This is a genomic window from Streptomyces sp. NPDC048352 (genome assembly GCF_040651895.1).
GTDB lineage: Bacteria > Actinomycetota > Actinomycetes > Streptomycetales > Streptomycetaceae > Streptomyces.
In genome coordinates, this window is record NZ_JBEZKZ010000034.1 from 48,280 (window position 1) to 74,256 (window position 25,977).

At 73.0% G+C, this 25,977-nt stretch carries 25 protein-coding genes and 1 riboswitch; of the genes, 5 read left to right on the forward strand and 20 right to left on the reverse strand.

Going from position 1 to position 25,977, the window contains the following annotated elements:
* Window positions 1-62: 62 nt before the first annotated feature.
* Window positions 63-848: an SGNH/GDSL hydrolase family protein gene (locus tag AB0D45_RS19100; protein WP_361609539.1), complete on the reverse strand. Its 786-nt coding sequence runs from the start codon at window positions 846-848 to the stop codon at window positions 63-65.
* Window positions 849-1,011: 163 nt separating this feature from the next.
* A complete protein-coding gene (locus AB0D45_RS19105; protein ID WP_362460348.1) occupies window positions 1,012-2,031 on the reverse strand; it encodes a LysM peptidoglycan-binding domain-containing M23 family metallopeptidase in 1,020 nt (339 codons plus the stop codon).
* Window positions 2,032-2,035: 4 nt separating this feature from the next.
* Window positions 2,036-2,238, reverse strand: a riboswitch (cyclic di-AMP (ydaO/yuaA leader).
* Between the two features lie 278 nt (window positions 2,239-2,516).
* Here AB0D45_RS19105 and AB0D45_RS19110 point away from each other — a divergent pair.
* Complete coding sequence (locus AB0D45_RS19110; protein WP_362460351.1) at window positions 2,517-3,335, forward strand: tyrosine-protein phosphatase; 819 nt, start codon at window positions 2,517-2,519, stop codon at window positions 3,333-3,335.
* A gap of 76 nt (window positions 3,336-3,411) precedes the next feature.
* On the opposite strand, the gene AB0D45_RS19115 is transcribed toward AB0D45_RS19110, so the two are convergent.
* The 15 genes from AB0D45_RS19115 to AB0D45_RS19185 form a co-directional block, all read right to left on the reverse strand.
* Entirely contained in the window at window positions 3,412-4,815 is a 1,404-nt protein-coding gene (locus AB0D45_RS19115) for an aspartate aminotransferase family protein (protein WP_362460354.1), read from the reverse strand.
* On the reverse strand, window positions 4,812-5,843 hold the full coding sequence (gene hpnH, locus AB0D45_RS19120) for an adenosyl-hopene transferase HpnH (RefSeq protein WP_362460357.1): 1,032 nt from the start codon (window positions 5,841-5,843) through the stop codon (window positions 4,812-4,814). Before hpnH ends, AB0D45_RS19115 begins: the two co-directional genes overlap by 4 nt.
* Before the next feature lie 5 nt (window positions 5,844-5,848).
* Window positions 5,849-6,487 (reverse strand): 1-hydroxy-2-methyl-2-butenyl 4-diphosphate reductase, encoded by a 639-nt coding sequence (locus AB0D45_RS19125; RefSeq protein WP_362460360.1) that lies wholly within the window; start codon window positions 6,485-6,487, stop codon window positions 5,849-5,851.
* Window positions 6,487-8,526, reverse strand: coding sequence for a squalene--hopene cyclase (gene shc / locus AB0D45_RS19130; RefSeq protein ID WP_362460363.1), 2,040 nt, complete (start codon window positions 8,524-8,526; stop codon window positions 6,487-6,489). Before shc ends, AB0D45_RS19125 begins: the two co-directional genes overlap by 1 nt.
* Window positions 8,527-8,638: 112 nt before the next feature.
* Window positions 8,639-9,799 carry a polyprenyl synthetase family protein gene (locus tag AB0D45_RS19135; protein ID WP_361608341.1) on the reverse strand — a complete coding sequence of 387 codons (1,161 nt, stop codon included), beginning with the start codon at window positions 9,797-9,799 and terminating at the stop codon, window positions 8,639-8,641.
* The gene (hpnE, locus tag AB0D45_RS19140; RefSeq protein ID WP_362460367.1) at window positions 9,796-11,190 is read right to left on the reverse strand and encodes a hydroxysqualene dehydroxylase HpnE; all 1,395 of its coding nucleotides are present in this window, start codon (window positions 11,188-11,190) and stop codon (window positions 9,796-9,798) included. The genes AB0D45_RS19135 and hpnE overlap by 4 nt, the downstream gene beginning before the upstream one ends.
* A gap of 70 nt (window positions 11,191-11,260) precedes the next feature.
* Window positions 11,261-12,199 carry a presqualene diphosphate synthase HpnD gene (hpnD, locus tag AB0D45_RS19145; RefSeq protein WP_361608345.1) on the reverse strand — a complete coding sequence of 313 codons (939 nt, stop codon included), beginning with the start codon at window positions 12,197-12,199 and terminating at the stop codon, window positions 11,261-11,263.
* A gap of 8 nt (window positions 12,200-12,207) precedes the next feature.
* Entirely contained in the window at window positions 12,208-13,137 is a 930-nt protein-coding gene (gene hpnC / locus AB0D45_RS19150; RefSeq protein ID WP_361608361.1) for a squalene synthase HpnC, read from the reverse strand.
* Window positions 13,138-13,543: 406 nt separating this feature from the next.
* Window positions 13,544-14,326: an ABC transporter ATP-binding protein gene (locus tag AB0D45_RS19155; protein WP_361608347.1), complete on the reverse strand. Its 783-nt coding sequence runs from the start codon at window positions 14,324-14,326 to the stop codon at window positions 13,544-13,546.
* On the reverse strand, window positions 14,319-15,248 hold the full coding sequence (locus AB0D45_RS19160) for an ABC transporter permease (protein ID WP_361608349.1): 930 nt from the start codon (window positions 15,246-15,248) through the stop codon (window positions 14,319-14,321). Before AB0D45_RS19160 ends, AB0D45_RS19155 begins: the two co-directional genes overlap by 8 nt.
* Window positions 15,249-15,344: 96 nt before the next feature.
* Window positions 15,345-16,229, reverse strand: coding sequence for a glycosyltransferase (locus tag AB0D45_RS19165; RefSeq protein WP_361608351.1), 885 nt, complete (start codon window positions 16,227-16,229; stop codon window positions 15,345-15,347).
* The gene (locus AB0D45_RS19170) at window positions 16,226-17,005 is read right to left on the reverse strand and encodes a CDP-alcohol phosphatidyltransferase family protein (protein ID WP_361608353.1); all 780 of its coding nucleotides are present in this window, start codon (window positions 17,003-17,005) and stop codon (window positions 16,226-16,228) included. Before AB0D45_RS19170 ends, AB0D45_RS19165 begins: the two co-directional genes overlap by 4 nt.
* Complete coding sequence (locus AB0D45_RS19175) at window positions 16,983-18,044, reverse strand: iron-containing alcohol dehydrogenase family protein (protein ID WP_361608355.1); 1,062 nt, start codon at window positions 18,042-18,044, stop codon at window positions 16,983-16,985. Before AB0D45_RS19175 ends, AB0D45_RS19170 begins: the two co-directional genes overlap by 23 nt.
* On the reverse strand, window positions 18,032-18,784 hold the full coding sequence (locus AB0D45_RS19180; RefSeq protein WP_362460371.1) for a phosphocholine cytidylyltransferase family protein: 753 nt from the start codon (window positions 18,782-18,784) through the stop codon (window positions 18,032-18,034). The genes AB0D45_RS19175 and AB0D45_RS19180 overlap by 13 nt, the downstream gene beginning before the upstream one ends.
* Window positions 18,781-20,553, reverse strand: coding sequence for a DUF5941 domain-containing protein (locus AB0D45_RS19185; RefSeq protein WP_362460397.1), 1,773 nt, complete (start codon window positions 20,551-20,553; stop codon window positions 18,781-18,783). The genes AB0D45_RS19180 and AB0D45_RS19185 overlap by 4 nt, the downstream gene beginning before the upstream one ends.
* Window positions 20,554-20,927: 374 nt before the next feature.
* Here AB0D45_RS19185 and AB0D45_RS19190 point away from each other — a divergent pair, with 374 nt between their 5' ends.
* Window positions 20,928-22,217, forward strand: coding sequence for a bifunctional class I SAM-dependent methyltransferase/N-acetyltransferase (locus AB0D45_RS19190; protein ID WP_362460374.1), 1,290 nt, complete (start codon window positions 20,928-20,930; stop codon window positions 22,215-22,217).
* A 130-nt stretch (window positions 22,218-22,347) separates the two neighbouring features.
* Window positions 22,348-22,950, forward strand: coding sequence for an isopentenyl-diphosphate Delta-isomerase (gene idi / locus AB0D45_RS19195; RefSeq protein ID WP_362460377.1), 603 nt, complete (start codon window positions 22,348-22,350; stop codon window positions 22,948-22,950).
* A gap of 60 nt (window positions 22,951-23,010) precedes the next feature.
* Here the strand turns inward: idi and AB0D45_RS19200 are convergent, their stop codons facing one another.
* Together AB0D45_RS19200 and AB0D45_RS19205 are read right to left on the reverse strand one after the other, a co-directional pair.
* Window positions 23,011-23,499, reverse strand: coding sequence for an ATP-binding protein (locus AB0D45_RS19200; protein ID WP_362460400.1), 489 nt, complete (start codon window positions 23,497-23,499; stop codon window positions 23,011-23,013).
* Window positions 23,500-23,665: 166 nt separating this feature from the next.
* Window positions 23,666-24,316, reverse strand: a complete 651-nt coding sequence (locus AB0D45_RS19205) for a DUF308 domain-containing protein (protein WP_362460380.1) — start codon at window positions 24,314-24,316, stop codon at window positions 23,666-23,668.
* An 80-nt stretch (window positions 24,317-24,396) separates the two neighbouring features.
* Here AB0D45_RS19205 and AB0D45_RS19210 point away from each other — a divergent pair, with 80 nt between their 5' ends.
* On the forward strand, window positions 24,397-25,137 hold the full coding sequence (locus AB0D45_RS19210) for an enoyl-CoA hydratase/isomerase family protein (protein WP_362460383.1): 741 nt from the start codon (window positions 24,397-24,399) through the stop codon (window positions 25,135-25,137).
* Here AB0D45_RS19210 and AB0D45_RS19215 read toward each other — a convergent pair.
* Window positions 25,121-25,759 carry a DJ-1/PfpI family protein gene (locus AB0D45_RS19215; protein WP_362460386.1) on the reverse strand — a complete coding sequence of 213 codons (639 nt, stop codon included), beginning with the start codon at window positions 25,757-25,759 and terminating at the stop codon, window positions 25,121-25,123. The genes AB0D45_RS19210 and AB0D45_RS19215 overlap by 17 nt on opposite strands.
* Window positions 25,760-25,791: 32 nt before the next feature.
* Here AB0D45_RS19215 and AB0D45_RS19220 point away from each other — a divergent pair.
* Window positions 25,792-25,977: hypothetical protein (locus tag AB0D45_RS19220; RefSeq protein ID WP_362460403.1), on the forward strand; the 186-nt coding region annotated here is incomplete at its 3' end.

A 25,977-nucleotide genomic window follows, 5' to 3' on the forward strand; every position in this document is an offset into this window, starting at 1 on the left:
GTCCGCCTTGCCGTGGGCGCCGGCGGGCCGGCGCGGCGCCGCCGCAGCCGGCCCCTCCCCCGCTACAGCGGCAGCAGGTCCGGGCGCTTGGCCTCGACGTGGTCGCCGGAGGACTCCCCGCGCAGCCGGCGGCCGATCCAGGGCACGAGGTGTTCACGGGCCCACTGGATGTTGTCCCGGGTCACGTCCACCGACCCGCGCGGCGGGACCGGCGGCCAGGGCTGGTCCGGGTCGGTCGGCACCGCGTAGCCGAGCACCTGCGCGGCGCGCAGGGCGACGCGGGTGTGCCCCTCGGGCGAGAGGTGCAGCCGGTCGCCGTCCCAGGCCCGCCGGTCCTGTACGGACTTGAGGGACCACAGGTCGAGGACGGGGCACCCGTACCGGTCGGCGATGGAGCGGACGTGCGCGCTGTACGTCGCGACCTTGCCCCGCAGGTGTTTGAGGACGGGCACGCCCCGGGTGTCGAAGCCGGTCGTGACCATCACGAGCCCGACGGACCGGGTGAGGTCGGCCACGGCCGCCTCGAACCGCTCCGCCACGTCGTCCGGGTCGCTGCCGGGACGGATGATGTCGTTGCCCCCCGCGCAGAAGGTGACGAGGTCGGGTGCGAGTTCCCTGGCCCTCGGGACCTGCTCGGCCACGATCTGGTCGAGAAGTTTCCCCCGCACGGCCAGATTCGCGTAGCGGAAGTCGTGTTCTTCGCGCTGATCGGCCAGGAGTACGGCGAGCCGGTCCGCCCAGCCGAGATATGAATCCCCGGGTCCCGGGTCCCCCACGCCCTCGGTGAAGCTGTCCCCGATCGCCGCGTACGAGCCGATGGTCTTGAGTGTCGTCTTCGTCGCTGCCACGGGACGACATCCTTCACCTTGGCAACCAACCTACGCCAACGTAATGAGGGGTTGACAGACCGTGATCTATACCACGCGGGGGATAAGGAATAAGTACGCGTGGGGCCGGGACCCCCCTCGGGTCCCGGCCCCACACGCGTCACGGTGCCGACGGCGGGTGCCGTCAGATGCTCACGCCCTTGGAGCGGAGGTAGCCGAGCGGGTCGATGTCGGAGCCGTAGGACGGGCCCGTACGGATCTCGAAGTGCAGGTGCGGGCCGGTCACGTTGCCGGTCGCGCCGGAGAGGCCGATGCGCTGGCCGCCGGTGACGCTCTGGCCCGCCGAGACGGACAGCGAGGAGAGGTGGCCGTACTGGGAGTACTTGCCGTCGGCGTGCCTGATGACGACCTCGTTGCCGTAGGCGCCGCCCCAGCCTGCGGAGACCACGGTGCCCGCGCCGACGGCCTTGACCGTGGTGCCCGTGCTCGCGATGAAGTCGACGCCGGTGTGGTAGCCGGAGGACCACATGGCACCGCTCGCCCGGTACTGCGTGGAGATGCCGCCGCCGACGGGGGCGGTGAACCCGGAGGAGGTGGCGGGCGCTGCGGGCGCCGGGGCCTTCTCGCTCTTGGCCGCGGCGCCGGAGCCCTGGGCGGCCTGGCTGCCGGACGTCCGGCCGGCCTTGCCGCCGGAGCCCTTGGCGGACGCCCCGCCGGAGCCCTTCGCGGCCGGGGCCGAGTCGGCCGTGTCCTCGGAGGCGGCCGGAGCATCGCTCGAGGATTCCTCGGCCGGGGCCGCAGGAGCCTTCGGGGCGGGAGTCTGGACCTGGCCGCCGACGCCGCCGAGGGTGAGCTTCAGGCCGGGGTGGATGAGGGAGGGGTCCTCGCCGACGGCCTCGCGGTTGTCGGCGTACAGCCTCTCCCAGCCGCCGTCCAGGTGGCGCTCGGCGGCGATCTTCGAGAGGTAGTCGCCCGGCACCACCGTGTAGACGGCGGACGCGGCGGCGGGCGCGGCGGTCAGCGCCTGGGGGGCCTGCGCGTGGTGCGCGGGGGCGGTCTTCGCGGGCACGGCCGCCGGGGCGGCGTGGGCGCCGGCGGCACCCATCAGCGGGAGGGCGAGGGCCGCCCCGCCGGTTCCGGCCACGGCGAAACCGCGGGATATCGAACTGGACTTCGGACGGCGGTGCTTACCCTTTGCGGGCATGGCGAATTCCTCTCCGGCGCCTGCGAGGTGAGCTGTCGGGTTCGGACTGGAGATGTCCGGCCATACGTGCGGAGCACGGTTTCGGCTTCACCCCGAGCTGCACCGGACATGCTCCGGAGCAGCGGCCTACCTGGTTCCCCCGCTCCTGCCGCGCGCGGTGGTCGGGTGCGGTTCCCGGGCGGCGGCAGGATTAGGCGGTCCACCCGGATCGATCGCGAAGGTAATCGAGGCGGGCGCCGGGCAACAAGCCACGAATTCTCTGACGGAATCGCAGATATGGGGGATCAATGGAATTACGGTCACCCTGCGTCCATTCCGTACCCTCAACAACCGCTCCCACGAGGGAATTCGATTCCCGTGATCAGGCACGCACGGTCACCGTATGATCTGGCTCACGGGGCATGGCCCGATCTCGCCTCCACCTATGGCAAGTTGCTCCCAACCGGACCAATTCGGACACCCCAGGACCACGCGGAGGAGTACACGTGACCCAGCAGATACCCCAGCCCCTTCCGGCCGCCCCCGAGCCCGGTGCGCAGCTGACCGGAGTGCGCAACTTCCGTGACGTGGGCGGGCTGCCGACCGCGGACGGACGAAGGGTCAGGCCGGGACGACTGTTTCGAAGCGGACATCTCGCGCATGCCACCGAAACCGATACAGAATTCCTCGCATCGCTGGGCCTGCACACCGTCTTCGACTTCCGCAACGCGGTCGACCAGGCCCTGGAGGGCCCGGACGTCGAACTGCCGGGCGTGCTGAACGTGAACATCCCGCTGACGGACCCCGCCGACGGCCGGGAGTTCTGGACGATGGTCCGCGAAGGCGACCTCGAACAGCTCCGCGGCCTGCTGGGCGGGGGCAGGGGGGCCGCCCGCATGGCGGAGTCGTACCGCACGATCATCCGCACCCGCACCGCCGAGCACGGCCGCGTCCTGCACGCGCTGGCCGAGGACAGCGTCCCGGCGCTGATGCACTGCGCGGCGGGCAAGGACCGGGCGGGGCTGTCGATCGCGGTGACGCTGCTCGCGCTGGGCGTGGAGCGCGAGGCCATCGTGGCGGACTACCTGGAGTCGAACGCCCCGCACAACCGCTACCGGGTGCGCCGCGGCACCGACACTCCCGAGGCCCGCGCCCCCGAGGTGACGGAGCTGCTGGCCCCGCTGTTCGACGCCCGCGCGGAGTACCTGCTGGCGGCCTTCGCGACCATCGACGAGCTGTGGGGCGGGGCGGACCGCTACCTCGCCGAGGGGCTCGGGCTCGCCCCCGCCTCCCTCGGCCTGCTGCGGGACCGGCTCCTGGACTGACCCTCCGGAAAGAGGGCCGGCGGGGACCGGATACGGCCCCGCCGGCCCCCGGACAGCCGGCCCGGCGGTCGTCGGCTCAGCGGTTGCCGACCGCCTGCTTCACCAGCGTCCTGCCGAAGTCCCACATGAGCCCGCCCCCGCCGTGCGCCTCGTCCATGACCTCCCGGAAGGCCCCGACGAAGCGCTCCACGTCGGCCTCGTCCACGACGAGCGGCGGGATGAGCTTGATGACCTCCAGGTGGTCCCCGGAGACCTGGGTGAGGATCCGGTGTTTGCGCAGCAGCGGCACCACGACCATCTGGGCGAACAGCCCCTTGCGGGCCGCCTGGAGCACCGCCCAGCGGCTGCGCAGGCCGAGCGAGGAGGGCTTGCCGAACTCGATGCCGATCATCAGCCCACGCCCGCGCACCTCGTGCAGCAGCTCGTACTCGTCCACGAGCGCCGCGAGCCGCCCGCGCAGCAGGTCGCCCATCGCCCGGGCGTTGGCCACCAGCTGCTCGTCGTCCATGACGGAGAGCACCGCCAGCCCGGCCGCCATCGCCTGCGCGTTGGAGCCGAAGCTGGCCGAGTGCACCAGCACCCGGTCCATGGACGAGTACACCTTCTGGAAGATCCAGTCCTTGCCCAGGGTCGCGCCGACGGGCACGTAGCCGCCGGAGAGGGCCTTGGCCACGCACACCAGGTCCGGCTCCACGCCCGGCTCGTGCTGGTACGCGTAGAAGTCACCGGTACGTCCGAGGCCCGTCTGCACCTCGTCGGCGATCAGCAGCGCCTTGTGCCGGTGCAGCAGCTCCTGCGCAGCGCGCAGGAAGCCGGGCGGGGCGGCGTGCACCCCCTTGCCCTGGACCGGTTCGACCACGAAGGCGGCCACGTCCCCGCGCGCGAGCTCGCGCTCGAGCGCGGCCAGGTCCCCGAGCGCGATCTTCGTGTCGGGGAGCAGCGGGGCGAAGCCGTCGCGGAAGCCGCCTTCGCCGTTGACCGACAGCGAGCCCGTGGTCAGCCCGTGGAAGGCGTGGTCGCAGTAGAGGACCCTGGGCCGCCCGGTGGCGTACCGGGCGAACTTCAGGGCGGTCTCCACCGCCTCGGTGCCGCTGTTGCCGAAGAAGACCCGGTCGAGGTGGGGGCTGTACGACAGCAGCTTCTCGGCCAGCAGCCCGGGCAGCGGCTGGCAGTCGAAGCGGGTCAGGTCGGCGAGCTGGGCGTCCAGGACGTCGTGCAGGGCCCGGCGTACGACCGGGTGGTGCCGGCCCAGGCCCATCACCCCGAACCCGGCGAGCATGTCGAGGTAGTCGTTGCCCTCGGCGTCCCAGAAGTGGGCGCCCTCGGCCCGCTCGTAGACCTTGTCGAAGCCGATGGTGTGCAGCATGCGGGGCAGCTGGTGGTTGAGGTGGCGGGCGTGCAGCTCGTAGCGCTCCCCGCCGCGCTCGGCCAGCAGCGCGGCGAGGTCGAAGCCGCCCGGCCCGCCCTGTGCGGGGGTCATGCGGACGCGTCCCGGTTCCCGCCCACGGTCTCGCGGGCCGCGCGCAGCGACTCCTTCAGCGACCCCATGGTGGCGAGGACGGCGGTGGGCTCGTAGCCGCAGTGCGCCATGCAGTTCGCGCAGCGCGGGTCCTTCCCGCGGCCGTACTTGCTCCAGTCGGTGTCCTCGATCAGCTCCCGGTACGTGGGCACGTAGCCGTCGCTCATCAGGTAGCAGGGGCGCTGCCAGCCGAAGAGCGAGTAATTGGGAATGGCCCAGGCGGTGCAGGGGAAATCGGCCTTGCCTTCGAGGAAGTCCAGGAAGAGCGGCGAGTGGTTGAGCCGCCAGCGCCGCCGGTTGCCGCCCGCGAAGGCCTTCTTGAAGAGTTCCCGGGTCTGCTCGACGCCCAGGAAGTGCTCCTGGTCGGGTGCCTTTTCGTAGGCGTAGGCGGGCGAGATCATCATCTCGTCGACCTGGAGGTCGTCATTGAGGTAGTTCAGTACTTCGATGATCGTCTGCGGGGTGTCGGTGTTGAAGAAGGTGGAGTTTGTGGTCACCCGGAATCCGCGGCGCTTGGCCTCCTTGATGGCCGCGACCGCCTCGTCGAAGACGCCCTCCTTGGCCACCGATTCGTCGTGGCGTTCGCGCAGTCCGTCGATGTGGACGGCGAAGGCGAAGTAGGGGGAAGGGGTGAATTTCTCGATCTTCTTGCGGAGCAGCAGGGCGTTGGTGCAGAGGAAGACGTATTTCCGCTTCGCCACCAGCTGGCGCACGATCTCGTGGATCTGCGGGTGCATCAGGGGTTCGCCGCCCGCGATGGAGACCATCGGCGCGCCGGACTCCAGCACGGCGCCGACCGCCTGGGCGACGGGCATGCGCTGCTTGAGCACCCCGGCCGGGTGCTGGATCTTCCCGCAGCCCTCGCAGGCGAGGTTGCAGGCGTAGAGCGGTTCCAGCTCGACGATCAGCGGGAACTTCTCGCGCTTGCGGAGCTTCTGTTCGAGAAGATAGGTCCCGACCCTGATGGACTGTCGCAACGGCATGGCCATCTGGTTCACCTCCTGGGGAGCAGTAACGAACGGTGCCATTCGTGGAACGCGGGCAGTAGGGCGCGCAGGACACGGAAGGCAGATATTCCACCCCGTACCGTGCCGATGCGGACGAGCTCGTGCTCCGGAGCGTCCACGACCACCCGGACGGCGGCAACGGGACGGCCCGGTGCTGCGGCGGTCCACAGGGTGGCCGCGGACTCCATGTCGACGGCGACGGCGCCGGTGGCGCGCAGCTGCGCGCGCTCCTGGCCGCGTACGACGTGGTCGGAGCCGGTCAGAGCGCCGGTGTGTACGGTCCGGCCGGGGACGGCGCGGGCCAGGGCGCCGGCGAGCAGGGCGGTCCCGGTGCAGGTGACCACCCCGCGGGGGTCGCGGGTCTCCTCGGCGACGACCAGGTCCCCGGGGTGCATGCCGGGGACCAGGCCGGCGCAGAAACCGGTGGCGAGGACGGCCGCCCGGCGCATCCCGGGCCGCTCCAGGGCCCGGGCCACGGCCCGCTCGGCCGCGCGGGGGCCCATGCCGGTGCGCAGCAGGGCGCCGGGCACGGGTCCGGCGCGGCCCGCGCTGCGCAGGGCCGCCTGCTCGATGCGCAGGGCGCAGGCGACCAACAGCGGCGGCGGGGGCTCCGCTGCGGCGGGCATCAGGACCCACCGGCCGCGGCGGGGTGCCTGCGCCCGGGGCCGAACGGTTCTCCGTGGAGGTACCGGCCGAGGGCGGTGAGCGGGAACACCTGCCGGTAGAGGTGGTAGTTGATGGAGAAGTCCCAGGGGAAGCCGGTGCCGGTGAAGTACGGCTCGTCCCACGTGCCGTCGGGGTGCTGGGTCCGCACCAGGTACGCCAGTCCCCGCTCGACGGCCCGGCTCTCGCGCTCCCCCGCCGACAGCAGGGCCATCAGCGCCCACGCGGTCTGCGAGGCGGTCGAGGCGCCCTTCCCGGCCCAGGAGGGGTCCTGGTAGGAGCGCTGGTCCTCGCCCCAGCCGCCGTCCTCGTTCTGTACGGATTCCAGCCAGCGCACGGCCCGCCGGAGGGCGGGGTGCGCGGGTGCGAACCCGGCGGCGGTGAGGGCCGGGACCACGGAGCCCGTCCCGTAGACGTAGTTGGTGCCCCAGCGGCCGAACCAGGAGCCGTCGGGCTCCTGTTCGGCCAGCAGCCAGGCGATGCCCCGCCGGGCGCGGGGGTCGGCGGCCCGGCCCTCCGCGGCGAGCATCTCCACCACGTGGGCGGTGACGTCCGCCGAGGGCGGGTCGATGACCTCGCCGAAGTCGCAGAAGGGCAGCCGGTTGGGAAAGGGGCTGGTGTTGTCGGCGTCGAAGGCGGCCCAGGCGCCGTTCTTCGACTGCATCCCGACGGTCCAGGACACCCCGCGGGCGATGGCGGCCTCGACCTTCGCCGGTTCGGGGTGGCGGATGCGGCGCAGGGCCAGGACCACCTCGGCGGTGTCGTCGATGTCGGGGTAGTTGTCGTTGTGGAACTCGAAGGCCCAGCCGCCGGGTTCGAGGGCGGGCCGGCGGACGGCCCAGTCGCCGGGGCGGCGGATCTCCTCGCCGAGCATCCAGTCGGCGGCCCGGACCAGCGCGGGATGGTCGGGGGGCAGGCCGGCGTCGGCCAGGGCGATGGCGGCGAGGCAGGTGTCCCAGACCGGGGACTGGCAGGCCTCGACCATCCGGGCGCCGTCCTCGCGCCAGACGGTGAAGCGGTCGAGGGATTCCAGCCCGGCCCGCATCACCGGGTGCTCCAGGTCGTAGCCGAGCAGGTGCAGGGCGATGACCGAGTACACGGCGGGCGGCTGGATGCCGCCCCAGCAGCCGTCGTTCTCCTGGCGTTCGATGATCCAGCGGGCGGCGGAGTCCATGGCCGCCTTGCGCAGCCGGCGCGGGGCGAAGCGCCGGTAGAGGTGCAGGGCCTTGTCCATCCGCTGGAAGGCCCCGTCCCAGCTGGCCAGCGGCGCGGGGGGCGCGGCCGGGTTCGGGTCGCGCGCGTCGGTGTGAAGTTCGTCGAGCGCGAAGGGCGCGGGGCGGACGGGCCGCAGCGCGGAGACGACGGTGAGCGGGACGATCGTCTGGCGGGCCCAGCAACCGAAGTCGTAGATGTTGAGCGGCATCCAGGAGGGCAGGAAGACCAGCTCGGGCGGCAGCTCCGGCAGGTGCTCCCAGTTCCACCAGCCGAACAGGGCCAGCCAGATGCGGGTGAAGACCCGCGCGGCGGCGATGCCGCCGTGGGCCCGGATCCAGGCCGAGGCGCGGGCCATGTGCGGGGCGTCGGGCGGGTCGCCGGCCAGGCGCAGGGCGACGTACGCCTCCACGGTGGCGGAGAGTTCGGGCGGTCCGCCGTGGAAGGTGGCCCAGGTGCCGTCGGCGTTCTGCTCGCCGCGGATGAACAGGGCGGCGGCGTGGGTGACGGCTTCGTCGCGGATGCCGAGGAATTGCCGCAGCAGCAGGTCCTCCGCGTCCATGGTGACGTTGGTCTGGAGGTCGCCCTTCCACCAGCCGGCCGGGTCCTGGCGGGCGAGCAGCTCGCCGATGGCCCGGTCGGCGGCCTGCCGGACGTCCCGCAGCAGGCCGGATTCACCGGCGGGCGCGGCGGCGGCGAGGGCGGCCACGGCGCCCATGGCCGGCGCGCTCTCGTGTCGTGGATCCGCGCCGTCGGTCGTCGCACCGCCGCCGTCGGTCGTCGCTGTCATGGCTTCCCCTTCGTACAGTGCTTCGGCTGTGCCCGGGTCTGCCGTCGGCCGGGGGCCCTAAGGGGCGCCTCCGGCCGGCGACTCGCGATTCATATCCACATTTCGGCGATGGTCACCTCTTGCGCACGACGACGAAGTCGGCGAGGGCGACGAGCTGCTCGCGCACGCGCTGCGGCATGTCGACCTCGTCGAGCGCGCGGATGGCGACGGCGTGCTGGCGGCGCGCCTCGTCGGCGGTCCACTGGCGGCCGCCGGCGGCCTCGATGAGCGCGGCGCGGTGGGCGAACTCCTCCTCGGAGAAGTTCTCGAAGTCGTTGCTCTTGGCGTCCGCCGCGAGCAGCGTCGCGAGCTCCTCACATGCGGGTCCGCCCGCCGCGAGGGCCGCGACGACGGGCAGGGACTTCTTGCGCTGGCGCAGGTCGCTCCAGGTCTGCTTGCCCGTGGACTCCGGGTCGCCCCAGATGCCGAGGAGGTCGTCGACGGCCTGGAAGGCGAGGCCGAGGTGGTAGCCGTACTCCTCCAGCTTGTCGGCGGTGCGGTCGTCGGCACCGCCCAGCACGGCGCCGATGGACACCGCGCACGCGAGCAGGGCTCCGGTCTTGTTCCCCTCCATCTCGAGGCATTCCTCGACGCTGACGCGCTCGCGGTGCTCGTACGAGATGTCCTGGGCCTGGCCGTCGATGAGCTTGCGGCTGGCGGTGGTCAGGCGGCGGGTGGCACGCCCGGCCTCGACGGTGCCGAGTTCCAGCAGCACCTCGTTGGCGAGGGCGAACAGGGCGTCGCCGACCAGGATGGCGAGGGCGGGGCCGTGCACCTTCCACACCGTGTCGCGGTGGCGGCGCTGCTCGTCGCCGTCCATCAGGTCGTCGTGCAGCAGCGAGAAGTTGTGGACGAGCTCGACGGCGACGGCCCCGGGGACGCCGACCTCGGCTGCGGCGCCGGCCGCCTCGGCGGACAGCAGCGCCAGGGCGGGGCGCACGGCCTTGCCGCCGTCGCCGTCCGCCGCGTTGCCCTGGGCGTCGATCCAGCCGAAGTGGTAGGCGGCGACGGTGTCCATGGGCGCCGCGAGCCGGCTCACCGCCGCGCGGAGCACGGGCGTCGACAGCGTGCGGCCGCGTTCCAGGAGGGCGAGGGTGTCGGCCTTCTCCACTCCCCCTCCGGCTGCGCCCGTGCCGGCATCCGTGTTCTCGACAGCCGGGTTCCCCGGGTTCACTGGCTCTCCTCTGGTTCCTGTACGTGCTGTGCCGGTGGTGCTGGTGGTCGTGGTGCTCATACCGCCTCCTGCAGCGGGTGTTCGCGGGGGCGGCCGAGAGCGGCCAGCGCGGCGTGGGCCGCGCCCAGACCGCTGCGGACGGCGCTCTCCATGGTCGCGGGCCAGCCGGTGGCGGTCCACGCACCGGCGAGGTAGAGGCCCGGCGTGTCGGTGCGGGGGCCGGGGCGCAGCCGGCCGACGCCGGGGCTGGGGGCGAAGGTGGCGGTCCGCTCGCGGGTGACGAAGAAGTCCCGTACCTTCGCGCCGCGGGCCGCCGGCAGCAGCCGTTCCAGCTCGGGCAGGTAGGTGGCGCGCAGGGCGGAGACGGGCTCGTCGATGTCGTCCTGGGCGGCCGACTGGGACAGGGCCAGGTACTGGCCGCCGTCGGTGAGTCCGGAGGCGTCGGTGCGGTCGAAGACCCACTGGACGGGAGTGCCGAGCGCGGCGAAGAAGGGCTGCTTGAGCACCTTGCGGTCGTATACGACGTGGACGTTGAGGATGGGGGCGGTGCCGATGTCGAGGAGCTTGTCGGGGTCGGCCAGCGCTCCGGCGGGCAGCAGGGCGTGCGCCTCGCGCTGCGGGACGGCGAAGACGACGGTGCCCGCCTCCAGGGACTCGCCCTCGGTGTCGACCCGCCAGCTCCCGTCGCCGGTACGGGAGACGGCGGTGACGCGGGCTCGCAGTTCGGTGCGTACGCCGGCGGCGTCGAGGGCCTTGCGGGCGAGGGTGTCGTGCAGGTCGCCGAGCGGGACCCTGGCCCAGCCGATGTCGGCGGCGCCGTTCTCGGAGAGCAGGCCGGTCTTGAAGACCATGGCGGCCAGGCCCAGCGAGCACCGGTCGGCGGTGGCGTTGAGGGTGGCGATGCCGACGAGGTCCCACAGGGCCTCGACGGTGCGCCGGGACTGCCCGTGGCGGGCGAGCCAGGTGGCGAAGTCGAGGCCGTCGAGCGCCGGGTCGGCGGGGTCGAGCCGGCGCAGCGCGAGGGCGGCGCGTCCGACGGCCAGCCGCTCGGGGAGGGAGAGGTGCGGGTAGGCGGCCAGTGAGGCGGCCAGGTGCAGGGGCACGGGCAGGGCGCTGCGGCGCAGCCGTCCGAGGCGGGGGCCGCCGGGGTGGGCCGCGTCGAGGACGGGTACGTCGAGCCGGTCCTGGAGCGGGGCGAGGGCCGCGCCGTCGACCCGGTCGAGGAACCACCGGTAGGCGGTGCAGCAGCGCAGGTAGACGTGCTGGCCGTTGTCGACGGTCAGGTCGCCGCGCTTGAAGGAGAACGCGAGCCCGCCGAGGCGCGGGCGCCCTTCGAGGAGGGTGACCCGCAGTCCGGCGTCGGCGAGTTCGAGCGCGGCCGTGACGCCCGCGAGTCCGCCGCCGATGACGACGGCGCGGCGGTCGTTCCCGGCGGTCGCGCCGGCGCTCATGAGGCCTCCCGTGTGGTGCGGCGGCCCGCAGGGCCGGGGTGCGGCGCGGCCGGGGTCGTGGTCGGGGGCATCAGGTGCGCCTCCGGGTGCTCTGGCGGGAGACGGTGCGGGCGTCGAGGCCGGACAGGCCGCGCACGGCCACGTACGCCTTCTCGTGGGTCGGCAGCGAGACGCGCCCGCGCAGCACCGCCTCGGGTTCGCGCTCGATGCGGTCCAGGAGGCGGCGGTAGATGCCGGCCATCGCGGCGACGCAGGCGCCGCTGCGCCGGTCGAGCATCGGCAGGAGCCGGTATCCCTCGGCGAACAGGGCCCGCGCGCGCCGCACTTCGTGGTGCACGAGCCCGGCGAAGTCGGCGCCCGCCGGCATCCGGCCGGCTCGGAAGCCTTCGGAGCAGCCGAACTTGGCGAGGTCCTCGGCGGGCAGGTAGGTGCGGCCGTTGCCGGCGTCCTCGCGGACGTCGCGCAGGATGTTGGTGAGCTGGAGGGCCAGGCCCAGGGTGTCGGCGTACTCGTCGGCGCGGTCCGCGGGGCCCACGGTGCCGAACACGCCGAGCGAGAGCCGTCCGATGGCGCCGGCCACGCAGCGGCAGTAGGCCTGGAGGTCCTCCCAGGTCTCGTACTCCTCGCCGCGTACGTCCATCAGGACGCCGTCGATGAGTTCGTCGAGGCCGCCGAGCGGGATGGGGAAGCGGCGCGCGGCGTGGGCGAGGGCGACGGCGACCGGGTCGGTGTCGTCCTCGTCGACCTCCTCGGCGCGGATCCGGCCGAGCAGGGCGCGGGTCTCCTCCAGCCGGGCCAGCTTGGCCGCGGGCTGGAGGGGGCCGTCGCCGATGTCGTCGACGCGCCGCGAGAAGGCGTACAGCGCGGACATGGCGTGCCGCTTGTCGGTGGGCAGCAGCCGGATGCCGTACGCGAAGTTGCGCGCCTGGGTGCCGGTGACGGCCTCGCAGTAGCTGTAGGCCGCGAGGACCTGGGCGGACGGTGCTGACGCGTGTGCGGGGCCCTCCACGTTCGGGCTCACCTCTTTCTCGGCGCTGTACGCAGGACGGCGGCCACCTCGCGGAGCAGGAGGCTCCGGGTGGGCTTGGGCGGGCCGGGCAGCACGTCGAAGCCGACGGCGGAGATCGCTCGCAGGGCGGCGCGCCCCCCTCCCACGAATCCCGCGAGCAACAGCCGTAGCCTGCCGTGGACGCTACCCACGAGCGGGGTGCCTTCATTCAGGAGATCGCGCGTGCGTTCGGCCTCGAAGGCGATCAGGGCGCGTACGGACGCTCCGGCGGACGGGGCCTTCAGGTCGGCCTCGGCGACGTGGAAGCGGCGCATGTCCTCGGCCGGGAGGTAGATCCGGTCGCGGCCGAGGTCCTCGGTGACGTCCTGAAGGTGTTCGGCGATCTGCAGGGCGGTGCACACGGCGTCGGAGCGGCGGATGCGCTCGGGGGTGCTGGTGCCGGTGAGGGAGAGCACGAGGCGTCCGACCGGGTTGGCGGACAGTTCGCAGTACGCGAGGAGTTCGCCGTACGTCTCGTAGCGGCTGACCCGCTGGTCCTGGCGGTTGGCCTCGATCAGCCCGAGGAAGGGCTCGGGGGTGAGGCCGCGCTCGCGCACGACGGGTTGCAGGGCCAGCAGCAGGGGGTGGCGCGGGGGGCCGTCGGAGCCGCCGAAGACGCGCAGCAGGTCGGCCTCGAAGGCGTCGAGCATGGCGGGCCGGTCGTCGGCGGCGGCCGGGTCGAGGCCGAGGAGCACGGCGTCGCGGCCGCCGGGGGCGAGGTCGCCGTCGCCGATGTCGTCGACCAGGCGGGCGTACCCGTAGACCGCCATGAGGCCCTCGCGCCAGGCGCGCGGGAGGAAGGCGGGGGCGACGGGGAAGTTCTCCGCCGCGGCCTTGTCGAGGGTGGCCCGCGCGGGGAGCGGGTCGGGGGTGCCTGCGCCGGCCGGCGCGGGACGGATGCCGTGCCCGGGGGTCACCGCCCGCCGCCCGGGGCGGGGACGGCCGCTGTGCCTGGGGGCCGGAGAATTCCCGTAGCCATTGCCGTCACGTCTCCCGTTCTACACTGCCGACCCAAGTCATCCTATTTCGGACACGCCGCCGGACCTTACCCGGGGGTATCCCCACGGGGCCGGCTGCGGGGAATCGTCCCCTCTTGGCGCGATTGAGAACTGGTCCAGCTTACGCTGTACAACGCCGCGGGAGCCTTCGGGGTGCTCCTCCGCGCCCCGGAATGTCGGCCGCCCGCTCCGGAAGCTCCCGCTCCGCCCGTTCGCCCGCGCACCGCCGCCGCCCGCCCCCATGGCGAGGCCCCCGCCGCGGTGAGCGGCAGGGGCCTGCGGGCCGGAGCGGGGGGGGACCCGCGGGTCAGTGGCCGCTGGCCTTCTCGTACGCCGAGACCACTTCCTCGGTGGGCCCGTCCATCAGGAGTTCGCCCTTCTCCAGCCACAGGACGCGGCTGCAGGTGTCGCGGATGGACTTGTTGTTGTGGCTCACCAGGAAGACGGTGCCGGCCTTCTCCCGCAGCTCGCGGATGCGGTTCTCCGAGCGCACCTGGAAGCTGCGGTCACCGGTGGCCAGCGCCTCGTCGATCATCAGGACGTCGTGGTCCTTGGCGGCGGCGATCGAGAACCGCAGGCGCGCGGCCATGCCGGAGGAATAGGTGCGCATCGGCAGGGAGATGAAGTCGCCCTTCTCGTTGATCCCCGAGAAGTCGACGATGTCCTGGTAGCGCTCCTTGATCTGCTCGCGGGTCATGCCCATCGCGAGACCGCCGAGGACGACGTTGCGCTCGCCGGTGAGGTCGTTCATCAGCGCGGCGTTCACGCCCAGCAGGGAGGGCTGGCCGTCGGTGTAGACCTTGCCGGACTCGCAGGGCAGCAGGCCCGCGATGGCGCGCAGCAGGGTCGACTTGCCGGAGCCGTTGGAGCCGATGAGGCCGATGGCCTCGCCGCGGTACGCCGTGAAGGAGACGCCCCGCACGGCGTGGACCCGGCGGACGCCCGGGGCGTCGCCCTTGCCCCGGCGGAGGATCTTGCTCAGCGCGGCGGTGGCACTGCCCTTGCCGGAGCTGCCCGTGTTGACGCGGTACACGATGTGCACCTCGTCCGCGATGACGGTGGGGACGCGCCCCGGGGTGTTGTCAGCCACGGCCGTAACGCTCCTCAGCCTTCCAGAAGTACACGAAGCCGCCGATGCCGATCACGACGGCCCAGCCGACGGCGAAGGCCCAGACGTGCGGCGGGAGGTTCTCCCGGCCGTAGCCGTCGATCATCGCGAAGCGGACCAGGTCCATGTAGATGGCGGCGGGGTTCCACTGGAGCGCGTCCGCGATCCACGCGGGCCGGTCCTTCAGCATCTCGCTGATGGAGAACATCACGCCGGAGGCGTACATCCACGTACGGGTGAGGAAGGGCATCAGCTGCGCGAGGTCGGGGGTCTTGGACCCCATGCGCGCGAACACCAGCGCGAGCCCGGTGTTGAAGACGAACTGCAGCACCAGCGTCGGGATGACCAGCAGCCACGACAGCCGCGGGTAGTTCCCGAAGGCCACGGCGACGACGACCACGACGATCATCGAGTACAGGAGCTGCTGGAGCTGCTGCATCGAGAAGGAGATCGGCAGGGAGGCGCGCGGGAAGTGCAGGGCGCGCACCAGGCCGAGGTTGCCGGGGATCGCCCGGACGCCGGCCATCAGCGAGCTCTGGGTGAAGGTGAAGACGAAGATGCCCATCACCAGGAAGGGGATGTAGACCCCCTTCTCCATGCCGCGGCCCGCGTTCAGGATGAGGCCGAAGATCAGGTAGTAGACCAGGGCGTTGAGCAGGGGGGTCGCCACCTGCCACACCTGGCCCAGCTTGGCCTGGCTGTACTGCGCCACCAGCTTGGCCCGCGAGAAGGCCATGATGAAGTGGCGCCGACCCCAGAGCTGCCGCACGTATCCGCCCAGGCTGGGCCGCGCGCCACTGACGGACAGGCCGTACTTCCTGGCGAGCTCCGCGGGGCTGAGCCCCGCGTCGTCGGACGGCGGCTTGCTCGTGGCGAGGGCGCCGTCGTGGGTTGTGTCACTCACAAGTTGAAACTTTCCGTCTTCAAGATGCGGCAGGAGGGGCATCGGGGCTGGAACGCCGGACCCGTGGTGGGGCCCATGGTCCCAGACGCGAGCTTGTCAGATGACAGGCGGTCGGCCCAGCCGCGTCAGCCGCCAGACCGTACGCCACCTCATCGGACGCCGGGGGCCGCAAGGGGTGGTCCAGCCCTCCTTGAACCCGCCGAACCAGGCCTTGAGCGCCGGCACGGAGGGCCTGCGGACGAGCGTCAGCGCGAGCCAGACGCCCAGGTAGACCGGGACCAGCGGGGCGGGCAGGTTGCGGCGGGCGAGCCACACCCGGTTACGGGCCACCATACGGTGGTAGACCGCGTGCCGGGAGGGAGCCGTCGCCGGGTGGAGCAGCACCATGTCCGCCCGGTAGTCGATCAGCCACCCGGCGTCGAGCGCCCGCCAGGCCAGGTCGGTCTCCTCGTGGGCGTAGAAGAACTCCCCGGGCAGTGTCCCGACCTGCTCGAACACCTTCGTGCGGACGGCGTTGGCGCCGCCCAGGAAGGTGGTCACGCGGGAGGAGCGCATCGGGTCCGAGGCGCGCAGCCGGGGCACGTGGCGGCGCTGGGTGGTGCCGGTCTCCGGATCGGCGATGCGGAAGCTGACGATCCCCAGCCGCGGGTCCCGGGCGAAGGCCTGCCGGCACAGCTCGGCGGTGTCCGTGCGCTCCAAGAGGCCGTCGTCGTCGAGGAACAGCAGGGCGTCCACGTCGGTGCCGCCGGGCCCGAAGGCCTCGATGCCGGCGTTGCGGCCGCCGGGGATGCCCAGGTTCTCGGGCAGCTCGACGGTGCGCACGCCCTCCGGGAGGCCGGGGACCTGCACGCCCTGGCCGACGACGACCACCTCGACGGGGTCGCCCTCCTGCCGGGCGACCGATTCGAGGAGCGCCTTCAGCTCGTCGGGGCGGTTGCCCATGGTGATGATCACGGCGCCCAGCCGCATCGGCGTCGTCACTTGAGCCTGCTGGAGGCCAGGATCGACACCAGGTGCAGCAGGGTCTGCAGCAGCGCGATGCCGGCCAGCACGGCGACGCCGAGCCGGGTGAAGAAGAGGTCTCCGCGGATCTGGTCCACGACGGCGAGCGCGAGGATCAGCAGGGAGGCCTCGATGCCGAGGACCAGGCGGTGGAACTTGAGCGCGGCGGCGGCCCGGCGGGCGAGCGCCATGCCGGAGGAGCGCGGCTCCGCGGCGGACTCCTGGACCACGGGCTTGCCGGCCTGGTGCCGGGCGACGCCGACGAGGTCCGTCTCGGCCTTGATCAGGATCGCGCCGAGGGCGGCGAGGGTTCCGAGGAAGGCCCACAGCCAGTCGATCCGGCCGCCGCCCCACAGGTCGGCGGCGCGCAGGCCGAAGCCGACGAGGACGGCCGCGTCGCACAGGTAGGCGCCGACCCGGTCCAGGTAGACCCCGGAGAGCGAGAACTGCTTCTTCCAGCGGGCGACCTCGCCGTCGACGCAGTCGAGCAGCAGGTACAGCTGGACCGCGACCACGCCGAGGACGGCCCCGGGCACGCCCGGCACCAGCAGCGCCGGGGCGGCGAGGACGCCGGCGAGGGTCATCACGTACGTCAGCTGGTTGGGCGTGACGCGGGTGGTGACCAGGAGCCGGGTGATGCGCAGCGAGACCTCGCGCATATACAGGCGGCCGCCCCAGTGCTCTCCACTGCGCCGGTCCTTGACGCCCGGCGGGTGAACGACGGGCCGGAGTTCAGCTACGGATGGTCTGGGCATAGTCGGCGTAAGCGTCCCTGATCTCGGCTGCGGACAGGTTGAGGTGCTCCAGGACCGTGAAGCGTCCCGGGCGGGTCTGGGGGGCGTACTCGACGGCGGCGACGAACTCGTCCACGCTGAACCCGATCTCCTCGGGCAGCACGGGCAGGCCGTGGCGGCGCAGGACCTCCGTGAACAGGCCGGACTGTTCTGCGGCCCCGCGCAGGTGCATGGCGAAGGCGGCGCCGATGCCGACCTGCTCGCCGTGCAGCGCGGAGCGCCCCGGGTAGAGCAGGTCGAAGGCGTGGCTGATCTCGTGGCAGGCGCCGGAGGAGGGACGGCTGTCCCCGCTGATCGACATGGCGATGCCGGAGAGGACGAGGGCCTCGGACAGCACGGTGAGGAACTCGTCGTCGCCGCATCCGCCGGGGTGGCGCAGTACGGACTCGCCGGCGGTGCGGGCCATGGCGGCGGCCAGGCCGTCGACGGCCTCGCCGGTGACGCGGTGCGAGAGCTCCCAGTCGGCGATGGCCGAGATGTTGGAGATCGCGTCGCCGACGCCGGCGCGGATGAAGCGGGTCGGGGCCTCGCGGATCACGTCGAGGTCGATGACCATCGCGATCGGCGTGGGCACGCCGTACGAGCCGCGGCCGTTGTCGTTGTCCAGGATGGACACCGGGGAGCAGATGCCGTCGTGGGAGAGGTTGGTGGCGACGGCCACCATGGGCAGGCCGACCCGCGCCGCGGCGTACTTCGCCACGTCGATGATCTTCCCGCCGCCCAGCCCGACGACGGCGTCGTAGCGGCGGCCCTTTATGTCGTCGGCCAGCTTGACCGCCGAGTCGATGGTGCCGTCGACGACCGGGTACCAGTCGGCGAGCGGCAGGGCCGGCTCCAGACGGGCGCGCAGCGCCTGCCCGGAGCCCCCGCTGATCGCGACCGCGAGCCGGCCGGACGCGGAGATCCGCTGGTCGGCGAGGATGCCGTCCAGCTTGTCCATCGCGCCGCGGCTGATGTCGACGACGACCGGCGAGGGGATCAGCCGCGTCAGTACTGGCATGCGATCGTCCGGCCCTTGGCGAGGTCGTCGTGGTTGTCGATCTCGACCCACTTCACGTCGCCGATGGGGGCGACGTCGATGGTGAAGCCGTCGTCGACGAGCTGCTGGTAGCCGTCCTCGTAGTAGAGGTCGGGGTCCCGCTCGAAGGTGGTCTTCAGGGCCTCCGCGAGCTGCTCGGCGGCCTCGGGCTCGATGAGGGTGACTCCGATGTACTCGCCGGTGGCGTCGGCGGGGTCCATCAGCTTGGTGATCTTCCGCACCCCCTGCCCGTCGGCGGTGACGACCTTCATCTCCTCGTCGGCCAGGTTCTTGACCGTGTCCAGGGCGAGGATGATCTTCTGGCCGTTGCCGCGAGCGGCGAGCAGGGTCTTCTCGACGGAGACGGGGTGGACGGTGTCGCCGTTGGCGAGGATCACGCCCTGCTTGAGGACGTCACGCGCGCACCACAGGGAGTAGGCGTTGTTCCACTCCTCGGCCTTGTCGTTGTCGATCAGCGTGATCGTGACGCCGTACTTGGCCTCCAGGGCCTCGCGGCGCGCGTAGACGGCTTCCTTGCGGTAGCCGACGACGATCGCCACCTCGGTGAGGCCGACCTCGGCGAAGTTGCCGAGGGTGAGGTCGAGGACGGTGAGGCTTTCCTCGTCGCCTTCGGGGCCGACGGGCACGAGGGCCTTGGGCAGGGTGTCGGTGTAGGGACGCAGGCGGCGTCCGGCACCGGCAGCGAGGACGAGGCCGATCATGCTGGTTCTCCTTCGTCATGTACGGCGGGTGCCCCGGAGGAGACCCAGAAGCGGATGCTCTCCACGAGCACCACGAGTGCCACGAACACGGCCAGGGCCGTGAACGCGACGGGGAGCGTGTCACGGGGCAGGACGGCGGCCAGGACCACGGCCAGCAGGACCCGGCCGTCCTGCCCGCCGATCGTCCACACCAGCCACCTGGGCGGCGCGCCGGAGCCGCCGCGGATGCGGTAGACCGTGTCGTAGTGATGGTAGGCGACCGCCGCGACCAGTCCGAATGCGGCGGGAAGCGCCCCGGGGACGTCGGCGCGCGCGGCGAGCGCCAGCACGGTCACGTACTCGGCGCAGCGGAACACCGGCGGGATGAGCCAGTCCAGCGCCCCCTTGAGCGGGCGGGAGACCGCCGCACCCGCGGCTATGACGTAGAACACCGCGGATCCGATCAGCGCGGCGGTGCCGAACGGCCGCACCGCGGCGTCGCCGACGACCAGGACGGTGCCGATGAGGGCCATCGCCAGGGGTGCGACGGGCCGCCCCTTGGCCAGGTCGGTGCCGACCGAGGCCAGCGGCCCGCAGTCGGCGAGGTCGGCCAGGGCCTGGGCGGCCCGGTCGGTCCTCCGCGCCTTGCGGGTCAGGGAGCGCAGCACCCGGCCGGCGGTGGTGTAGAGGGCGCCGAAGGCGCAGCCGACGAGCAGGGCGTAGAACACGGTCCGGGGGCTGGTGAGCGCGGTCAGCACCGCGATCATGGCCCACCGCTCGCCGATCGGCAGGATGATCATCCGCCGGACCCAGACCGTCCAGCCGACGCTGTCGAGCCTGTCGGACAGGGCGGCCGTCGGGCTCGTGTTGGCGGTCGCGTCGTGGTTGGCCTCGTTGAACGCGAAGTCCACGACGTGGCGGCAGGTCATCAGGATCATCGCGCCGAGGGCGAGGGCCCACACGTCGTCGCCGTTCGCGGCCGCACCGAGCGCGAGGCCCGCGTAGAAGGAGTACTCCTTCGCGCGGTCGAAGGTGGCGTCCAGCCAGGCGCCCATCGTCGAGTACTGGAGCGAGTAGCGGGCGAGCTGCCCGTCGGTGCAGTCCAGGACGAAGGAGACGAGCAGCAGCACGCCGGCGGTGACGTAGCCCCAGCGCTCCCCGGTGGCGGCGCAGCCCGCCGCAATCAGCGCGGTGATCAGGGAGGCGGTGGTGACCTGGTTCGGGGTCAGGCCGCGGCGCGCGCACCAGCGGGCGATGTAGCGCGAGTAGGGGCTGATGAAGAAGGTGGTGAAGAAGCCGTCGCGGGACTTCACCGCGGTGCGCAGGCGTACGGCCTCGTCGTCCACGGCCGCGACCGCGGCGAGGGCGGCGGCGCGCTGTGCCTCCCCGTCCGGCACGGCCGCCACCAGGCTGCCCAGCTCGGGCCGCTGGACGGTGGTCCCGGCGGCCTCCACGGCCGCGGCGAGCCGGTCCGCGTAGGGGCCGGGGCCGGCCGGGGCCAGGGCGGCCGCCTCGTCGAGGGCCGCGCGGGCCCCCGCCTGGACGGCGAGGGCGCCGGTCACGGCGCAGGCGTCGAAGCGCGGGTCGGTCAGCGCGAGGCGCAGCGCGTGCGGGTGCCCGACGAAGCCGCTGTCGACGACGGCCACCCGCTCCCCGGCCGGTACTGCGGCGAGGGCGGTGGCGGTGTCCTGGGGGCCGGTGACCGGGCGCACGTCGAACCCGAGCGACCGGAGCTCGTCCTGGAGCGGTGATCCGGGTACCGGCGGGCCGGTGAGGATGACGGTCGGCAGACGAACTCACTCCTTGCGACGGACATTCCCGACGGCCGGGGGCCCGGTGGGGCGGCGGCAGCACGTCGGCAGGGCTGTCGGCAGAGGCTATCGGATGATTGGAAGGGCGCATCCACCAGCTGTTCAGGACGATTAAGGCCCCTTTGGCCCGGGTGTTAGGGTGGACGCCGGCGTCCACGGGTCACGTGGCGCGCCCACGAGGGCCGAAGCGGAAAGAGGTGGGTCGATGACCGTCGCAGTGGCCGCTGCCGTGCGCAGCGGACTCCGGTACGTCCCCGTTTCCTTCCGGGCGTCCGGCCGGCTCTGATCCCACCCGGGTCTGATCCCACCCGGGGCGGTCCCCGTCGGCCGGAGCCCCCGTTCAAGGGTTCACGTTGACCGACCACACCACTTCATCGTCCTTCGACGCCTTCATGGAGCTGCACCGCGGGCTGCCGCGGCAGTCCCCCGGTTCCGACGCCTCCACCCGGCACCTGCTCTCCCTGTGCGGACCGCTGCCCGAGCGGCCCCGCGTCCTCGACCTGGGCTGCGGGCCGGGCCGCAGCGCCCTGCTGCTCGCCGCCGAGGCGGGCGGGGCGGGCCGCGCCGAGGTGACCGCCGTCGACCTCTACGAGCCGTTCCTCGACGAGCTGCGCACGGCCGCCGCCGCCCGCGGGCTCACCGGCCGGGTCCGCGCCGTGCGCGCGGACATCGGCGCGCTGCCCTCCGCCGCGTTCGCGGACGGCTCCTTCGACCTGGTGTGGGCCGAGGGCAGCGCGTACCTCCTCGGCTTCGACCGGGCCCTCGCCGAGTGGAAGCGCCTGCTCGCCCCCGGCGGCCGGCTCGTGCTGAGCGAGTGCGAGTGGACCGCCGACGAGCCCTCGGCCGGAGCCCGGGCCTTCTGGGACCCGCGGTACCCGCTGCGCTCCACCGCCCGCAACGTCGCGGCGGCCCGGGCCGCCGGGTACCGGGTGCTGGGCACCCGCCTCCAGCCCGACTCCGACTGGGCCGAGTACTACGGCCCGCTCGGCGAGCGGGTCAGGGCGGCCCGGCCGGCCACCGCGGCCGAGGAGGCCGCGCTGGCCCTCGTACGCGAGGAGCTCGCCGTACGGGAGCGGCACGGCCGCGAGTACGGGTACACGGGCTTCGTCCTGGCGCCGGTCGGCGCCGGGGACGGGGGCCGCTGGCGGGTCCGCCCGGAGACGGCGGCCGACGCGGCGGCCGTACGGGCCGTCAACCTGGCGGCGTTCGAGACCCCGCTGGAGGCTGATCTCGTGGACGCGCTGCGCTCCGACGCGACGGCCTGGCTGCCGGGGCTGTCGTACGTGGCCGAGGGCCCCGACGGGTCGGTGGCGGCGCACGCCCTGCTGACCCGGTGCGCGGTGGACGGGGTGCCCGCCCTGGCCCTCGCGCCGGTGGCCGCCGATCCCGCGGTCCAGCGCTCGGGCGCCGGCAGTGCCGTCGTACGGGCGCTGCTGGCGGCGGCGCGCGCGAGGGGGGAGGCGCTGGTGCTGGTCCTCGGGCATCCCTCGTACTACCCGCGCTTCGGGTTCGTGGCCGCTTCGCGGTTCGGGATCCGGGCGCCCTTCGAGGTACCGGACGCGGCGATGATGGCCCTGGTGCTGGACGATTCCGTTCCGGTGCCGGCGGGCACGATCACGTATCCGGCCCCGTTCGGGGTCTGACCGCCGAGCCCGGTGTCCGCCCCCGCCGTCTACCACGCGGCGGGGGGCGGACATGCGCGGATCGCCGAAGTGGGGACAAGCCCCTTTTGTACGGCAGACTGAAGGCCGAAGTCCGAAGCGAAGGATGGGTATGCCGACCACACCAGCCACCGACGCCACCCGCAGCGCGTCCGCCGGCACCGGCGCTCGAGAACCGATCATGCTCGAACTGGTCGACGAGTCCGGCAACACCATCGGCACGGCGGAGAAGCTCTCCGCACACCAGGCGCCCGGCCTGTTGCACCGGGCGTTCTCCGTGTTCCTCTTCGACCAGCAGGGCCGCCTGCTGCTCCAGCAGCGCGCCCTCGGGAAGTACCACTCCCCCGGCGTCTGGTCGAACACGTGCTGCGGTCACCCCTACCCGGGGGAGTCGCCGTTCGCGGCGGCGGCCCGGCGCACCCACGAGGAGCTCGGGCTCTCGCCCGCCCTGCTCGCGGAGGCGGGGACCGTCCGCTACAACCACCCGGACCCCGCGTCCGGGCTGGTGGAGCAGGAGTACAACCACCTGTTCGTGGGACTTGCCCAGGCCTCGCCGCACCCGGATCCGGAGGAGGTCGGCGCCACCGCCTTCGTCACGGCCGGGGAACTGGCGAAGCGGCACGCGGAGCAGCCGTTCTCGGCCTGGTTCATGACGGTGCTGGACGCGGCGCGGCCCGCGATCCGCGAGCTGACCGGCGACGCGGCCGGCTGGTAGCCGCTACGCCGTTCGTCCGCGGAGGCCCCGGGTCCTCGGCTCCCGCCGGGGGTCCGGGGCTCAGAGCCGGGGGGCGGGGAGCGGCAGGGCCGCCCAGATCACCTTGCCGCCCGTCGCGGTGTGCTCGACGTCGCACACCCCGCCGGCCTCCCGGGTGATCTCCCGGACCAGCAGCAGGCCCCGGCCGCCGGTCTGGCCGAAGTCGGCCTCCAGCGCCTTGGGCCGGTACGGGTGGTTGTCCTCGACGGCCACCCGTACCCACTCCCGGCCCACCGCCACCTCGACGGCGACCTCCGGGGAGAGCAGGGCCGCGTGCCGGACCGAGTTCGTCACCAGCTCGGAGACGATCAGCAGCAGGGAGTACACGAGGTCCTGCTGGGCCGGCACCCCCTGGCGGCCGAGGAGCTCCCGGACCGCGCGGCGGGCCTGCGGAACGGATTCTTCTACCGCGGGCGCGGTGAAGCGCCACACTCCCTCATAAGCGAGGGGGTCGGCCGGAGCCGACGCCTCACCTCCCCGGGCCGGCGGGACGCTCCCGCTGTCGTTCATCTTGCCGCCCCCGTCTTCGCGCTCGATCGTCTCCACAGGGCAAGAGTGGGGAACAGCCTGGTCCGGACCGCGCCGCTGACCAGAAGTCAGCGGCAATCGGACGCTTTCTGACCGTCGGCTTATGACAGAGTCAGTTGTTGGTCCCTTCCTGATCCGGTCCGGCCCCCTACTCGGCCGCCTTCCCCGCCCCGTCCGACACACCCGTCGTGTCCTTCCCGTCATCGTCCCTGACCAGGCCGAGGATCCGGCGGGCACCCATGCCCAGCCCCACCAGGCTGAGACCGTCGAACAGCAGGGCGAGCGAGAAGAACGTTCCGATCACGTACGGGCTGTTGCCGGGCCAGCCGAACAGGATCAGGATGCCCAGCAGCAGCCCGAAGGCGCCCTGGACCAGCGCGATCCCGAAGTTGGCGCCGCGCACCACCAGGGCGCCGGCGAGACGGAAGACCCCGCCGGTGAGGAAGAGCAGGGCCGCGAACATGGTCAGCGCCTCGGCGCTCGCCTCCGGGCGGCGCAGGATCACGAAGCCCGCGGCCAGGTTGACCGCGGCGACGATGACGGCGAGCCAGAAGTAGTTGCTCCTGCGCGACTGCACGGCCTGCGCCAGGCCGACCACTCCGCCGAGGAGCAGCAGCCAGCCGAAGAGGAACATCGAGGTCAGGGTGGCGAAGCCGGTGTAGGCGAGGCCCACCAGGCCGGCCACGACGAGGACCACCCCGAGCAGGGCCAGCAGTCCGAAGCCGCGGTTCAGCTCCTTCGTCTCCTGCTGCTTCGGGTCCCGCTTCTTCGCGTCGCGCTTGCTGCGGTCGGCGCCCATGGACGTGCCACCTCCTCGGCACCCCCCGGGTCGGACTCCCCTTGATCGTAGGATCGGCCGACCGGGATAGCATCCGGCGCATGGACGCAGCCCTCCACCATTCGGTCGCCGACGGGGTCGCCACCGTCGTCATCTCGCACCCCGCGAAGCGGAACGCCATGACCGCCTCGATGTGGCGGGCCCTGCCGGAGCTGCTGGCGCAGCTGGCCGACGACTCGGCCGTCCGGGTGATGGTGCTGACCGGGGAAGGCCCGACCTTCTGTGCGGGGGCCGACATCTCCTCGCTCACCGGCAAGGAGGATCCGCAGGCCCTGGCGGTGGCGGCGGAGGAGGCCCTGGCGGCCTTCCCGAAGCCGACGGTGGCGGCGATCCGGGGGTTCTGCGTGGGGGGCGGAAGCCAGCTGGCGGCGGCGTGCGACCTGCGGTTCGCCGAGGAGGGTGCGTCGTTCGGGGTGACCCCGGCGAAGCTGGGCATCGTCTACCCGGCGTCCTCCACCCGGCGGCTGGTTTCAGTGGTCGGCCCGGCGTGGGCGAAGTACCTGCTGTACTCGGCGGAGCTGATCGGGGCGGAGACGGCCCTGCGGGCCGGGTTCCTGAACGAGCTGCTGCCGGCGGGGCGGCTGGAGGAGCGGGTGGCCGCGTTCGCGCGCGTCCTGACCGCCCGCTCGCAGCTGACGCAGGCCGCCGCCAAGGAGTTCGCGGACGGCCGCACCGACCGGGACGCGTACTGGTCGGAGCAGGCCGCCGCGAGCGGCGACACCGCCGAGGGCGTCGCCGCGTTCCTGGAGCGGCGGGCTCCGGACTTCAGCTGGCGCCCGTGAGCGGGTTAGCGGCGCGCAGCCGGGCGACGAGCTCGGCCGGGGCCTTCTCCGGGGAGCCGGCGTCGTACGGCGGCTGGGGGTCGTACTCGCACATCAGCTGCACGGTCCGGGCGTACTCGTCCCCCGCGATCCGGCCGACGAGGCCGAGGCCCATGTCGAGGCCGGAGGAGACCCCGGCGGCGGTGACGTACTTGCCGTCGAAGACCACCCGCTCGCCGGTGGGCTCCGCGCCGAAGGGGACCAGCCGGTCGAGGTAGAGCCAGTGGCTGGTCGCCCGCCGCCCCCGGAGCAGTCCGGCGGCGGCCAGCAGGAGCGAGCCGGTGCAGACGGAAGTGGTCCACGTGGTGGTGGCGTCGACGGCGCGGAGCCAGTCGAGCACGGCGGGGTTCTCCATCTCCGCCTCGGGGTGCGGCCCGCCGGGCACGATGACGACGTCCGGCCGCGTCACCTCGCCGAGCCCCTTCTCGGCGACGAGCCCGAGCATGCCGTTGTCCGTGCGCACGGGGCCGGGGCGCTCGGAGACGAACACGGTCTCGGCGCCGGGGACGCGGCTGAGGGTCTCGTAGGGCCCGACGGCGTCGAGCGCGGTGAAACGGTCGTAGAGCAGTACGGCGATCTGCATGGCTCCTCCGGAGCGGTAGGCCGCCCCCGGTCGTGGGGCGGAAGCGTGTGTCGTGCCGCCGCTCGCACGGCGGCGGCGGCCGGGGGCGGAGGTGCGGGGTCCTGCCGCCACTCGCGCGGCGGTGCCGGTTCGTCGAGCCCGGCGGTCTCCAGCCGTACGCCGCGCCGCTCGCACTCGGCGGTGAACTCCTCGACGGAGCGCAGCGCCCGGGCCAGGAC

What these genes read in the sequence shown, in the direction of transcription:
- AB0D45_RS19105 (WP_362460348.1), bottom strand. Translation starts at nt 2,031, where the DNA reads ATGCCCGCAAAGGGTAAGCACCGCCGTCCGAAGTCCAGTTCGATATCC.
- AB0D45_RS19115 (WP_362460354.1), bottom strand. Translation starts at nt 4,815, where the DNA reads ATGACCCCCGCACAGGGCGGGCCGGGCGGCTTCGACCTCGCCGCGCTG.
- hpnH (WP_362460357.1), bottom strand. Translation starts at nt 5,843, where the DNA reads ATGGCCATGCCGTTGCGACAGTCCATCAGGGTCGGGACCTATCTTCTC.
- AB0D45_RS19125 (WP_362460360.1), bottom strand. Translation starts at nt 6,487, where the DNA reads ATGCCCGCCGCAGCGGAGCCCCCGCCGCCGCTGTTGGTCGCCTGCGCC.
- shc (WP_362460363.1), bottom strand. Translation starts at nt 8,526, where the DNA reads ATGACAGCGACGACCGACGGCGGCGGTGCGACGACCGACGGCGCGGAT.
- AB0D45_RS19135 (WP_361608341.1), bottom strand. Translation starts at nt 9,799, where the DNA reads ATGAGCACCACGACCACCAGCACCACCGGCACAGCACGTACAGGAACC.
- hpnE (WP_362460367.1), bottom strand. Translation starts at nt 11,190, where the DNA reads ATGAGCGCCGGCGCGACCGCCGGGAACGACCGCCGCGCCGTCGTCATC.
- AB0D45_RS19170 (WP_361608353.1), bottom strand. Translation starts at nt 17,005, where the DNA reads ATGCCCAGACCATCCGTAGCTGAACTCCGGCCCGTCGTTCACCCGCCG.
- AB0D45_RS19175 (WP_361608355.1), bottom strand. Translation starts at nt 18,044, where the DNA reads ATGCCAGTACTGACGCGGCTGATCCCCTCGCCGGTCGTCGTCGACATC.
- AB0D45_RS19180 (WP_362460371.1), bottom strand. Translation starts at nt 18,784, where the DNA reads ATGATCGGCCTCGTCCTCGCTGCCGGTGCCGGACGCCGCCTGCGTCCC.
- idi (WP_362460377.1), top strand. Translation starts at nt 22,348, where the DNA reads ATGCCGACCACACCAGCCACCGACGCCACCCGCAGCGCGTCCGCCGGC.
- AB0D45_RS19200 (WP_362460400.1), bottom strand. Translation starts at nt 23,499, where the DNA reads ATGAACGACAGCGGGAGCGTCCCGCCGGCCCGGGGAGGTGAGGCGTCG.
- AB0D45_RS19205 (WP_362460380.1), bottom strand. Translation starts at nt 24,316, where the DNA reads ATGGGCGCCGACCGCAGCAAGCGCGACGCGAAGAAGCGGGACCCGAAG.
- AB0D45_RS19210 (WP_362460383.1), top strand. Translation starts at nt 24,397, where the DNA reads ATGGACGCAGCCCTCCACCATTCGGTCGCCGACGGGGTCGCCACCGTC.
- AB0D45_RS19215 (WP_362460386.1), bottom strand. Translation starts at nt 25,759, where the DNA reads ATGCAGATCGCCGTACTGCTCTACGACCGTTTCACCGCGCTCGACGCC.